This is a genomic window from Acinetobacter sp. CY73 (genome assembly GCF_059515865.1).
This window is the reverse complement of record NZ_JCAKMZ010000024.1, coordinates 1-13,187: the sequence shown is the minus strand read 5'-3', so window position 1 is coordinate 13,187 and position 13,187 is coordinate 1. Positions and strand designations below refer to the sequence as shown.

The 13,187-nt window shown below is 39.0% G+C and carries 10 protein-coding genes; 4 read left to right on the top strand and 6 right to left on the bottom strand.

The genetic code is table 11. The features are described from left to right. Positions 1-69: 69 nt before the first annotated feature. A complete protein-coding gene (locus AC5YD2_RS11635) occupies positions 70-900 on the bottom strand; it encodes an SDR family oxidoreductase (RefSeq protein WP_496126491.1) in 831 nt (276 codons plus the stop codon). Positions 901-1,229: 329 nt separating this feature from the next. On the opposite strand from AC5YD2_RS11635, the gene AC5YD2_RS11630 reads away from it, so the two are divergent. Continuing rightward, complete coding sequence (locus AC5YD2_RS11630; protein WP_496126490.1) at positions 1,230-2,240, top strand: pirin family protein; 1,011 nt, start codon at positions 1,230-1,232, stop codon at positions 2,238-2,240. 194 nt (positions 2,241-2,434) lie between these two features. On the opposite strand, the gene AC5YD2_RS11625 is transcribed toward AC5YD2_RS11630, so the two are convergent. From AC5YD2_RS11625 to hrpA, 3 genes are read right to left on the bottom strand one after another with little or no spacing between them, the layout of a single operon-like run. Continuing rightward, positions 2,435-3,220, bottom strand: coding sequence for a lysophospholipid acyltransferase family protein (locus tag AC5YD2_RS11625; protein WP_496126489.1), 786 nt, complete (start codon positions 3,218-3,220; stop codon positions 2,435-2,437). 53 nt (positions 3,221-3,273) lie between these two features. Then, entirely contained in the window at positions 3,274-4,389 is a 1,116-nt protein-coding gene (locus AC5YD2_RS11620) for a beta-ketoacyl-ACP synthase III (protein WP_496126488.1), read from the bottom strand. Positions 4,390-4,436: 47 nt separating this feature from the next. Beyond that, complete coding sequence (hrpA, locus tag AC5YD2_RS11615; protein ID WP_496126524.1) at positions 4,437-8,357, bottom strand: ATP-dependent RNA helicase HrpA; 3,921 nt, start codon at positions 8,355-8,357, stop codon at positions 4,437-4,439. Positions 8,358-9,301: 944 nt separating this feature from the next. Here hrpA and ahpC point away from each other — a divergent pair. Continuing rightward, positions 9,302-9,865 carry an alkyl hydroperoxide reductase subunit C gene (gene ahpC, locus AC5YD2_RS11610; RefSeq protein WP_496126487.1) on the top strand — a complete coding sequence of 188 codons (564 nt, stop codon included), beginning with the start codon at positions 9,302-9,304 and terminating at the stop codon, positions 9,863-9,865. Between the two features lie 311 nt (positions 9,866-10,176). Continuing rightward, positions 10,177-10,386: a KTSC domain-containing protein gene (locus tag AC5YD2_RS11605; RefSeq protein ID WP_496126486.1), complete on the top strand. Its 210-nt coding sequence runs from the start codon at positions 10,177-10,179 to the stop codon at positions 10,384-10,386. Between the two features lie 81 nt (positions 10,387-10,467). Here AC5YD2_RS11605 and AC5YD2_RS11600 read toward each other — a convergent pair whose 3' ends face one another. Further along, complete coding sequence (locus AC5YD2_RS11600; RefSeq protein ID WP_496126485.1) at positions 10,468-11,058, bottom strand: O-methyltransferase; 591 nt, start codon at positions 11,056-11,058, stop codon at positions 10,468-10,470. A gap of 36 nt (positions 11,059-11,094) precedes the next feature. After that, complete coding sequence (locus AC5YD2_RS11595; RefSeq protein ID WP_496126484.1) at positions 11,095-11,316, bottom strand: DUF1653 domain-containing protein; 222 nt, start codon at positions 11,314-11,316, stop codon at positions 11,095-11,097. A 321-nt stretch (positions 11,317-11,637) separates the two neighbouring features. Between AC5YD2_RS11595 and ahpF the strand changes: the two genes are divergently transcribed. Further along, positions 11,638-13,187: alkyl hydroperoxide reductase subunit F (gene ahpF / locus AC5YD2_RS11590; RefSeq protein WP_496125072.1), on the top strand; the 1,550-nt coding region annotated here is incomplete at its 3' end.

Genomic DNA, 13,187 nt, shown 5'->3' with positions numbered 1-13,187 from the left:
ATTTTCAAACATCTAACAAACACAAATCAAATAAGTCCACATATGCGGACTTATTTTTATGATGATGTATTAAGGATCGATGAATAAATCTACCATTAATTCATCATCGGATGGCTCAACACGGTATTGATCAAAATCAGCAACACCTCTTTCTCTTAAAATTTCTTCATCAACGAGTAAACGACCAGTCAAACTGCGCTTCTCACTGATCATAATTTGATAAGCAGCATCTGCCATAATTGCAGGTGTTCGTGCTTTGGTAAATAATTCACGACCGCCTAAAGAAAACTCAATCGCCGCGGTTGCAATAATAGTCCTAGGCCATAGAGCATTTACACTAATCCCATAATGACTGAATTCTTGGTTCATCCCAACCGTCAGCATACTCATTCCGTACTTGGTAATCGTGTATGGAGAATGCACAGCAAACCATTCTTGTTTCATATTCAGAGGTGGTGACAGGCTAATAATATGCGGATTTTGACTTTTCTTTAAATAAGGCAATGCAGCTTGACTACACACCATCACTGCACGCGTATTGACTTGATACATCAAATCAAATCGATTTGGATCGAGACTCTCTACTCCATTGAGATTGATCGCCCCTGCATTATTAATCAAAATGTCAATGCCACCAAAACGCTCTGCAGCCTGCTTCATTGCTTCAGCAACTGCGGCTTGATCTCTTACATCCAGCTGAATGGCGAAAGCCTGACCACCTACTTCTTCAATCTCTTTCGCAACAGAAAATATGGTACCGCCCAACTTTGGATGTTCTGTGGTCGTTTTTGCTGCAACCACAATATTTGCACCATCTTTTGCTGCCTTCAATGCAATTTCACGACCAATTCCACGGCTCGCGCCTGTTATAAATATGGTTTTTCCTTTTAATGACATCATTCCCTCTGCTTTATGATTGTTTGAATACTTAAATTTGAATGTACAAAATAAAATGCCCTATGCAAAACGCTTTTTTGAACCTTAGAGTCGTCCACATAAATATAATGCTATTTTCTTTCGACCTTTAGTTTGCTAGTGAAAACGACCAAACACCTAACTTATTGTTTCTTAATTCTTTTACTTCTGATTAATCCATAGCAATTTATACCATCAAATATGCAACAGTGTTTTTCATAAGCCTATACAGCAAGTTTCCAAATAATATGCTTCAATCCACTTAGAGAAGTTCAACAATAAATTTGAAAATCTAAACAAGATTGGAGCCCGACATGACAAATCCAGCCATTTATAAAATAGAACCCATTGAATTCCGCTTAAATCTTAAAGATCCTTTTTTATTTACGGCGCATCATATTGATCACTTTCCAGAAGGGAATGATCAACTCGGTCCTACACGACCTTCGACACCTGAAAAACCCTATCAAATGTATTATGGAGACGTTGTTCCAGGTTTCCCTGAACATCCTCACACTGGCTTTGAGACCATTACATTGGTCGAAAGTGGCTATGTCGATCACTTTGATTCGCTAGGTAATAGTGGGCGTTATGCTGAGGGTGATGTGCAATGGCTAAGTACAGGTAATGGGGTAGAACACTGTGAAATGTTCCCCCTTGTTCATCAAGATCAAGAAAATCCATTTGAATTGTTTCAAATTTGGTTTAACTCATCACCAGATGAGAAAAAACAAAATGCAGATTATAAAATGATGTGGCGTGAACAAATTCCGCATGTCATCCAAACTGACATGAATGGCTTTAAATCTGATGTACGCGTCGTATCGGGGCATTTCTTAGGTCAAGATGCAATCGCTCGTCCACCACATTCATGGGCAGCTTCACCAGAAAATAAAGTTAATATCTATATGATCAAACTGGATCCACATGCTGAATTAAACATTCCAGCGACCACAGCCAGCTCAACACGATTTGCTTATTTTTATCAAGGCCCTGAATTATTGATTGAAGGTGAGTCCATCCCCTTTAAACATTTAGTTGAATTAAAACCTGACCAAGCTATTCATTTGAAAAATACAGATCAGCCCGCGCATATCTTGTGGTTAGAGGGTGAACCAATCAAGGCACCTGTTGCCATGCGAGGTCCATTTGTATTGAACTCGGATGAAGAACTCAATGTTGCTTTTACACGTTACCGCCAAACGCATTTTGGCGAATGGCCTTGGCCAAGCCCTGCGCCCGTCTTCAAACGTGAGCAAGAGCGGTTCGCAAGTTACGATAAAGGATCGATCGTTGAATATCCTGAGCAGATGAACAAGGCATAAATTAAAAAAAAGCCCAAAGAGGAGTACATTCTTTGGGCTTACTAAACTTTATCTTGTATTATTAATATACATTAATTTTAAATAATAAAAACTAGTTTTTTTAATTTTTTTTAATAAATTAAAAAATTACAACCACTTAAATAAAATATTAAATTAATTTTTCATGTGAATTATATCATTTGGTCTTATTTAAATTAGCATTCATGATCAGCTTGCTCAGAAGCCCTCATGTGCTTTAAATCCTCTATACCACTATAAATTTGTTGCTGTAACTTATTTCTAAAATCTTGAAGTTCTGTTTTAGAGCTTAAACTGGATGTGGACAATCGAGGTAAAAACTTAAAATAAAAAGGTATTCTTCTCGGAATAATATTTCGAGGTATAGAAGGAATCACGTCACCCTGTCTTAAAAACTTCCCTAAAGTAGGTACGCTTAATACTTTTTGAAACCATTTTTGGTCTAATAAACTATTTGCATCATAAGCAAGATCAAATACATCATCCCCACCCAATGCAACAAAAGGTGCAATATCATAACCATACTCTTGGGCAAGTTCTAAAAATCCGTAGCGCTCTTTCCAAATCAGTTGATACTCTTCGCCTTTACGCTTAACGACTTCACGTCCTCCACCAGGGAAAACCAGAATCGAGTAACCCTGACTCATCGCTTGACGTGCATTCTCTCTTAATCCTTCCACAGCTCCCATTCCTTCAACCAATTTACGCCATACAGGTAATTTAAAATGGAGATGATCACCAAGACTCACAATGGCAATTTTATGCTCAGTGAATAGATAATCTATGAGAACGGGTGAATCCATGACTCCATAAATCGTATGATTTCCCACATACATTGCAGGTTTAGAGGCTTGAATATTTTCAGTACCTAGAAATGTCGGTTTAAAATAAAAGCGTTGTAACAAACTTCCTAATCGAATCAGTTTCGAATTATGCCGAATGTACAACGCTTCATTTTTCATACTTTACTCTCTTATAGGAGTTTTCATCATTGAACTAGAGTTGAGTCCAGCTTTTAAGCAACATGCTTTTGAACCAATACAGAACCGACAGAGTACCCTGCACCGAACGAACAAAGCACACCATATTCACCGTCATTCACTTGATCAGCCGTACGATGTAAAGCAATGATCACGCCCGCAGATGAGGTATTGGCAAATTCATCCAAAATAATAGGTACGAGTGCTGGATCTGATTCTGCAACTTCTTTACCCACCACTAATTTTAAAATCAGTTCATTCATTGACGCATTTGCTTGATGTAACCAAAAGCGTTTCACATTTGCAGGCTCGATTTCATTTTTTTGCAATTGCTTGGTAATCATCTTCGCAACCAATGGGCATACTTCTTTAAACACTTTACGACCATCTTGGCGGAAGCGCTTGTCATCGGCATTGGTTGTTTCACTTGGATTCAGGAAACCAAAGTTATTACGAATGTTATTCGAGAATTGAGTAAAGAGATTAATATCTAACACTTCAAAACCAGATTTTGTTTCTGTTTCTTCAATAATCGATGCAGTCGCAACATCACCAAAAATAAAGTGACAATCGCGCGAACGGAAGTCGGTATGCGCGGACGTAATTTCTACGTTCACCAATAACACACGGCGAGCGCCCGCTTTGATTGCATCATACGCTTGTTTGATACCGAAAGTGGCAGCTGAACATGCCACGTTCATATCATAAGCATAGCCTTGGATACCCAATGCAGTTTGAATTTCAATCGCGACAGCTGGATAAGCACGTTGTAAATTTGAACAAGATAGAATTACGACATCGATATCTTCAGCCGTTACGCCAGCATTTTCCATCGCTTGTTTAGCCGCAATCACACCCCATTCAGCTTGAAGTGAGATTTCATCATCTGCACGTTCACGTAAAATTGGACGTAAACGATTTGGATCTAAAATACCTGATTTCTCTGAAACATAACGGCGTTTAACACCTGATGCTTTTTCGATAAATTCTGCACTTGAACCACGACGAGCTTCTACTTCGCCTGCTGCAATTTTTTCCGCATTTTCTGCATTGTACAGTTCCACATAAGCATTTAAACCTTCGACTAACTCTTCGTTGGTAATGACATTTTCCGGATGATACAAGCCAGTACCAGTAATACGAATGCCCATGTAAAACTCCTTCTTTCAATTCACTAAAATTTCAAATTAACGCTATCTTAACTGATTCCCAGACGTTCCCACAATTTTTGTAGTCTTGTTGGTGAAATAGGCATCTTGGTCTTCATCGGTTGAGAAAACAAAGAAATACGTAATTCTTCAACCATAAAATACAGTTCTTGCAGTCGTGCATCATTTTTATACTTAAATAATTTATCCATCCAAGGATCAACCTGTTGAATGGCAGCATCATCTCTTGACAAATTATGCGGTAATCGCTCCAAGCGCATAATCAATGCCTTTAGGAAACGTGGATATTCAACCCAAACGTCAACTGGCTTGCTATAGACAAAATCGGCGAGATTCATTAAATCTAACTGATCTTCGATATCATCCATATTTTTAGCAAATACGGATTGATCAAGCACCATTAAGCGACGACGAACATCCTGCCATTGAATATAAATATCACTCATATGTTTTAGTGCTTCTTGTCCATGCGTTAAAAACTCTTTTTTAACTTTCACAAGCAGATGATGGTATTCGGCTTCATTAATGGGCAGTTCTTGAACCGACATTTGCAAGGTTGCATAGACCAACATCTGCTCTAACTTGGCTTTATCACCCAACGGAGAATATGCCAGAGCCAAAGGTTTAGAAATTTGTTTTTTCAACTGTCGAATCAAATCACCCAGCTGCATATAAATCAGGCGTATGACACCATTACGATGCTGGCGAATCGCTTCATTTTGATCATTAAAAGTTTGAATCACAATGCCCGATTCATCCTTGCTTTCAAGCTGATCGAATGGTTTCGTTGGGACTAATGCTTGATACTGTTTAACCACCACACCTGTGACTTTTTGACTGGCTTCGAATACAAATGATTCTGGGAAAGTTTTAAATTCACCTTTCAGTTGTTTCACTGGGCTATGCGTTTCAGAGCGACAACGCGCTTTAAGTTCAGCTAAGTCACGTCCCTTCTCAATCACTCGCCCTTTTTCATCAATCACTTTAATCAGTGGTAGTAAATACTCTTCTACCCGATCAAAAGAAAAGTCTTTTTCCGAAATCTGTTCGCCACGGAGTTGAAAGCCTAAATAGCTAAAAATATGTTGGTTCAAATGCACGGCATCAATTTTAGCCATCAGCTTACGTGCAGTATCTGGGATCGGCACTAAATTACGTCGTTTATCTTTAGGCAGCGCTTTGAGCAATGCTTCTATCAATTCCTGACGCCAACCCGGAATTCCCCATGACCAAATATTTTCATCGACTTGCGCTAAAGCTTGTACTGGAATTTTAACTGTCGCACCATCTTCATCATGACTTGGATCAAAACGGTAACTTGCTGCCAAACGAAGTTCACCATTTCTCAGATAATCTGGAAATTGTTGCGTGGTCGGACGATCATTCATCCATAACGCATCGTCATCTACAAATAAATAACGTGGATCTTTCGGTTCTACGGTTGCACGCCAATCTTCAAAGCTACGACGGCTAGCCACCTCTTCAGGTACTTTTGAGGCGTAGAATTGATAAATGGTTTCCTCATCTACCACCAAATCACGTCGACGCAATTTATCTTCTACACGTTCAACTTCTTCAAGCTTCAGTAAATTATGCTTTAAAAATGGCGGTGTAATCCCGAGATTACCTGTGGTTAAACCATCACGCAGGAAAATCTCGTGCGCAGCTGACTGATCTACTTTTTCATAATTCATTAAACGCTTAGGCTCAATGATTAATCCAAATAAAGAAATTTGATCATAAGCATTGACCACACCTGCTTTCTTCGACCAGTGTGGCTCGAAATAGTGATGTTTGAGTAAATCACCAGCTGCCAGTAAAATCCACTCAGGTTCAATTTTTGCCAGTGTTCGAAGATACACTTGAGAGGTTTCAACCATCTCAAATGCCATCACCCAAGGTGTATTGGTTTTATGTAGAGATGATGCTGGGAAAATACGTGCTTTTTGCTGACGAACAGCCATAAACACATTTCTTTCATCTGTTTTGTTGGCAATAAAGGACAATAAGCCTGTCAATAATGCTCGATGCAGATTTTCATAATCTGCTTTTTTCTCATTAAAAGACAGTTTTAAGCCTTTTGCTAAATCCACCAATTGTTCATGAGTTTTTTTCCATTCACGCAAGCGTAACCAGCTCAAAAAATGATTTTTTGCAAAGGTTCGACGCTTGTTTTCGCTCATGTCGCGATTGGCAACGAGTGTTTCCCAGAGTTTGATGTAAAACAAGAAATCAGAATCATCTTCACGAAATAACGCATGTTTTTGATCTGCCTGCATTTGCTTGTCGGCAGGACGCTCACGCGGATCTTGCACAGCCAATGCAGCGACAATAATCAGTACTTCATTGAGTACACCAAAATGTGCACCACCTAAAATCATACGTGCGAGTCGTGGGTCAATCGGCATTTTCGCCATTTGTTGACCGATTTTAGTCAGTTTATCTGCGCTTTCTGATTGCGGTTTTTTATTGTTTAAAGGTACTTTAGATTCTTTAGGCTTTATCGTTGCCGAATCATTTTCTAAGTTGGGTTTCAGAGCATTAAATTTCTTTTCAGTCATCGCTCCTAGTTCAACGAGAAGCTTGCGTCCATCATTCACCAAACGATGATCTGGTGGTTCAATAAAATCAAAATCTTCCAATGAGCCTAGACCTAAGCTCTGCATCTGTAAAATCACAGACGCTAAGTTGGTGCGCTTAATTTCAGGTTCTGTAAACTCTGGGCGACCTAAAAAGTCATCTTCAGAGTACAGTCGAATACAAACACCCGGGGCAATACGACCACAACGCCCTTTACGTTGGTTTGCCGCTGCTTGTGAAATCGCTTCAATCGGAAGTCGTTGGACACGTGAACGATAGTTATAACGTGAAATACGTGCAAAACCGCTATCAATCACATAACGGATATTCGGAACAGTTAGAGCGGTCTCGGCAACGTTAGTCGCGATAATGATTCGACGACCACTTCCACCCGGATTGAAGATTTTTTGTTGCTCTGCAATCGCTAAACGGGCATATAAAGGCAAAATTTCTGTGTGCTTTGGCCCAAACTTTTGCAAGGTTTCTTGTAACTCACGAATCTCTTGTTCAGTACTTGCAAAAACGAGGATATCTGCATGTTCAGGATGCCCTTTTTCTTGAGCATCTTTAAAGCATTCCTCTACCGCGGTCACCACAGCACGAGGCAGATTTTCTTCAAAATCATCAAACTCATCATCATCACTGCCACCGACACTCATTTCTGAGATCGGACGATAACGTAACTCTACTGGAAAACTGCGGCCTTCAACTTCAAATACAGGAGCATCAAAGAAGTAACCACTAAAACGATTTACATCTAATGTCGCTGAAGTAATGATCACTTTTAAATCACGACGTTTATGTAGAAGTTGTTTGAGATAGCCCATGATAAAGTCAATATTGAGTGAGCGTTCATGTGCTTCATCAATAATGATCGTATCGTATTTGGTCAAAAATCGATCATGAGCCAACTCAGCAAGCAAAATCCCATCAGTCATCAAACGAACGATTGAGTCCTGTGACCCTTGCTCATTAAAACGTACTTTAAAGGAAATCGATTCACCCAGTTTCTCACCGACTTCTTCAGCGATACGTTGTGACACAGTGCGTGCAGCTAATCGACGAGGTTGTGTATGACCAATTAAACCTGTGAGTCCACGACCTGCCATCATGGCGATTTGAGGGAGCTGTGTAGTTTTACCTGATCCCGTTTCACCTGCGACAATGATCACTTGATGCTTTTGAATCGCTTCAACGAGCTTTGATGCATACTGCGTGACTGGAAGGTCTTGATTGAGTTTGATATTGGGAAGACGACTGAGTCGTTGACGAACCTTGGTATTTGATTTCTCAAATAGTTCTAGATACTGTTTTTCGTTTGCATCTTTTCCCTTTTTCAGCCGATTTAAACGCTGACGGTCTCTCGCCATCACAAGTTGATCTACATTTAAATGACTCGACACAGACGCATAACCTTCAACACAAAACAGAACCTGATATTCTAAGCGCTATCGTCCAATAGATAAAGTTAAAGGAAATTAAGTTTGTCCAAATTTCATGAAATTTAAAGGGTTAAAGGTATATTTTAATCTTTAGTTTCATGAAATATAAAAATCAGATTCGATATCCAAAACACACATTGCCCTATAGCCCGTATAAGTAACCCTACAAGTAACCAATAGTTTCCGCAGTACTCCATATTGACGAAGAAAATTTCAAGCATACTCCCCACTAAATCATGGACAAAACAATAGATTGAACAAGCGACAATGAGAGACAAATTAAAAAATATCATCCGCGATACTAAGCAAATAATAAAGGCAAAAAAAAAGAGTATTGTTTAAAATGCAAAAAACCCAAGCATTTCAGGATCTTTCACTTACCTTCAAAAGCGTCCTCCCTGTAGCTGCTGATAATATGTAATGGTATTTTTTCCAATATATTCATATCAACCTGCACGAACGTCACTGACGCATGATTTTTAGAGAGGAAACCAGTCAGCATAAAACAGCAATAAACCTAATCGTTTGCTTAACAAACATGATTGAAGTTTTAAATGATTAATCGACCATCTTATCTGAATAAATTTTAAGCTATTAATATATTTTTATAACTATTTATGAATCATTGACTTGAAATTCATCATCACTGGCTTCATTTTAAAATCGTTAGATGAAAAATGATCTTTTGTCATTCAGCGTTCATATTTAAGATGCTAAATGAATATAAAGGAATGATTTCTTGAAATAGTTGACGTAAATTTCTCAAATTCGGTTTTTCCGATTTTTGTAATGTAAAAATACTGTTTCAGCAATAACAAAAGTTTCGATACTCTATTGGAAATTAAATACAAACCTCAATCATGGAGACAATGATGAGCTTAATTAATACTGAAGTAAAACCATTCGCAGCGACTGCTTACCACAACGGTCAATTCGTTGACGTTACTGAAGCTGATCTTAAAGGCAAATGGTCTGTAGTGTTCTTCTACCCAGCTGACTTCACTTTTGTTTGCCCAACTGAACTTGGCGACCTTGCTGACAACTATGCTGAATTCCAAAAATTAGGCGTGGAAATCTACGGTGTTTCTACTGACACTCACTTCACTCACAAAGCTTGGCACGATACTTCTGAAGTTATTGGTAAAATCCAATACCCACTCATCGGCGATCCAACTTGGACTCTTTCTAAAAACTTCGAAGTTCTAATTGAAGCTGCTGGTCTTGCTGACCGTGGTACTTTCGTTATCGATCCAGAAGGTAAAATCCAAATCGTTGAAATCAATGCTGGTGGTATCGGCCGTGATGCTTCTGAACTTCTTCGTAAAGTTAAAGCAGCTCAGTACGTACATGCTCACCCAGGTGAAGTTTGCCCTGCGAAATGGAAAGAAGGCGAAGCGACTCTTGCTCCTTCAATCGACTTAGTTGGTAAAATCTAATTTTTAATTAGATCAAACTGATTCAAAAAAACCACGCGATTCGCGTGGTTTTTTATATGTGCTAATAAAGTGAAATGATCCTGAACTTGAGCTTTTATACGCAAATCATTAATCCAAAATTAACGTTCAACGCTTCATTGTTCACTCTCTCAATACTAATCAATTATTCTTCTACAATTCAGACAATTAAATCTTAAAATCTGATGATGAATGGTTAAAAAATCTGTTATACATAATATTCAGATGAAAAATTACAGAAAAATACTTCCGAGTTTTCATTTGAAAATAACAATCTGATTCAAGGAGATGCTATGGGAACAACCCTTACCGTAACGACTTGGAAATACAATTCAACTTCACGCTACTTAAAAATTTTTTATAATAATGGCTCAGGTGAGCTCTATCACCCCGTCCCTCAATTCGTTTATGACAACTTACTGCGTTGTAGTGATAAAACTGCTTTTGTGCATAAATATCTAGAGTACGACCTTCATTTTTCACGCGTCACATTACAGTGTTAACATATTCATCTGAAAGCTAGATTCTTAGAATCTTTAGCCTTAATGATTCAAAAAAATCAGAGAAATTTCTCTGATTTTTTATTAAATAGCGGTTACAAAGAGTAATCCCGCACCAATGGGAATCGTTTGGTACATAAAGCGCCGATCCTGATCAATTATATTGATCAATTCTGCCACATCTTGTGCATGTGAAATCACATTATCCACCACTAAAACACGGCCCTTTCGATTCAACATATTCGAAAGGTATGGCCAATATTTAATATATTCGCTACGTTCAGCATCCAACAAAATAAAATCATAAGGCTGATGTGATGACTTTAAAAAATCTAATGCATCTTGATGATGAAATGCTATACAGTCTTGTAATCCCAATGCATGAGCATTCTTTTGAGCTATTTCAATTCGACTCAGATCTACTTCGACTGTGTCAACATGACCTTGAGTACTTTTAACTGCATGTGCAAGCCATAAAGTGGAATAGCCTGTAGATGTTCCTATTTCAAGGACAAATTTTGAGCGTTGTATCCTAATTTGCAGTGCAAGAAACGAGGCTGAGTCTGGCTCAATATTTCGGTAACGCTGAATACGGTCACTTTGAACAGCATCGTAAGCACTAAACTCAGCATAAATGTCTTTCATTTTAGCTATGAAATAATCGTTTAAACTCATATTTTTGCCTTATTTTTATTCGTTTTATAACAGATATTAGATCACTTCTTGAATCAACTTAAAACGTTCGACTTCACGATCATCTGGCGTGGTAATTGTTTCAGTGAACATGTTCAACGGTCTCACCCAAATTGAATAATCTCCATATAGGCATTGATATACCACCAATTTTTCTTGTGTTTCACTATGTGTTGCCACATTCATCACTTGATAAAGTTGACCCTTATAATGTTGGTATATTCCCTTTTTTAAAGTCATGTTATGCAACCCCACTCAATGATGTAGTTTAAAGTATAACATTGCCCTTTTATTTTATAAGAATTTAACAGTTTTATCTTTTTTAAATAATTTCCCGATCTTTTTTATTCTATTTCATCCCATTATCACTTGAATTTTCCTATACTTAGCCTCATTGAAGCGTTCAATATCCATTTGATTGTGCTCATCGAGAAATTTATAACTAGGAATTTTATTCAAAAAACCGATTGTTTATATAAAAACAAACTGTTTTACCTATTTATAAGATTTGGCTATGATTCATTTATCAAATAAACATTTACTCCTTTGGAGACGTTAGCAATGTTAGATCAAAATACTTCAGCACAACTCAAAACACTTCTTGAACGCCTTGAAAGCCCAATTGAAATCGTGGCAACCTTAAATGGCACAGATAAATCAAATCAAATTAAAGAACTGGTTGAAGAAGTGGCGGCATTGTCTGCACTGGTGACTGCGCGTTTTGACGGAACTAACAGCCGTGCACCAAGTTTCGGAATTGCAAAAGTAGGTGAACAACCACGTGTATTCTTTGCGGGTCTTCCAATGGGTCATGAGTTCACCTCTTTGATCTTGGCCTTGCTACAAGTTTCTGGTTATGCACCGAAAGTTTCTGATGAAGTGTTGGCTCAAATTAAAGACTTAGGCATTAAATCAAACTTTGATGTGTTTGTATCACTCAGCTGCCATAACTGTCCTGACGTGGTTCAAGCCTTGAACTTAATCGCGATCAACAACCCAGGCACTACAGCTACCATGATTGATGGTGCATTCTTCCAAGACGAAGTCGAAGAACGTAAAATCATGGCCGTTCCAATGTTGTTCCAAGATGGCGCACACATCGGTCAAGGGCGTATGACTTTGGAAGAAATCATTGCCAAGTTAGACACCAACGCTGCTGCGAAAGATGCGGAGAAGCTCAATGCCAAAGAAGCCTTTGATGTATTGGTGATTGGGGGTGGTCCTGCGGGCAATACCGCAGCCATCTATGCGGCTCGTAAAGGCATTCGTACTGGGATCGTGGCTGAGCGCATGGGCGGTCAAGTGATGGATACCATGGACATTGAGAACTTCACGTCAGTTCAAAAGACTCAAGGTCCTAAGTTTGCAGCTGAAATGGAAGCACATGTCCGTGAGTATGGTGTCGACATCATGAATCTACAACGAGTGAAATCGATTGTGGGTGCAGACCAAACCACTTACGGTAATGTTGAAGTGACTTTGGAAAATGGTGCAAAACTTGAATCGAAAACCGTGATCCTGTCTACAGGTGCGCGTTGGAGAGAGATGAATGTACCGGGTGAAGCTGAATACCGTACCCGTGGTGTGGCGTACTGCCCACACTGTGATGGTCCACTGTTTAAAGGCAAACGTGTTGCAGTGATCGGTGGGGGTAACTCGGGTGTAGAAGCGGCAATTGACCTTGCGGGTATTGTTGAGCATGTAACCTTGGTTGAGTTTGATACCAAACTACGTGCGGACCAAGTACTTCAAGACAAATTGAACAGCTTACCGAACACCACTGTGATCAAAAATGCCTTATCGACTGAAGTGGTCGGTGATGGCAAACAAGTCACAGCACTAAAATACAAAGACCGTACAACTGATGTTGAGCACACTGTAGAGCTTGCCGGGATCTTCGTTCAAATTGGTTTGTTGCCAAACACGGATTTCTTAAAAGACTCGAAGGTTGAGTTAAGCAATCGTGGTGAGATCATCATCAACGAGCGCAACGAAACCAATGTCAAAGGTGTGTTTGCTGCGGGTGACTGTACCACTGTGCCTTATAAGCAAATCATCATTGCAACGGGTGAAGGTGCAAAAGCGTCTCTGTCTGCTTTTGATTATATGAT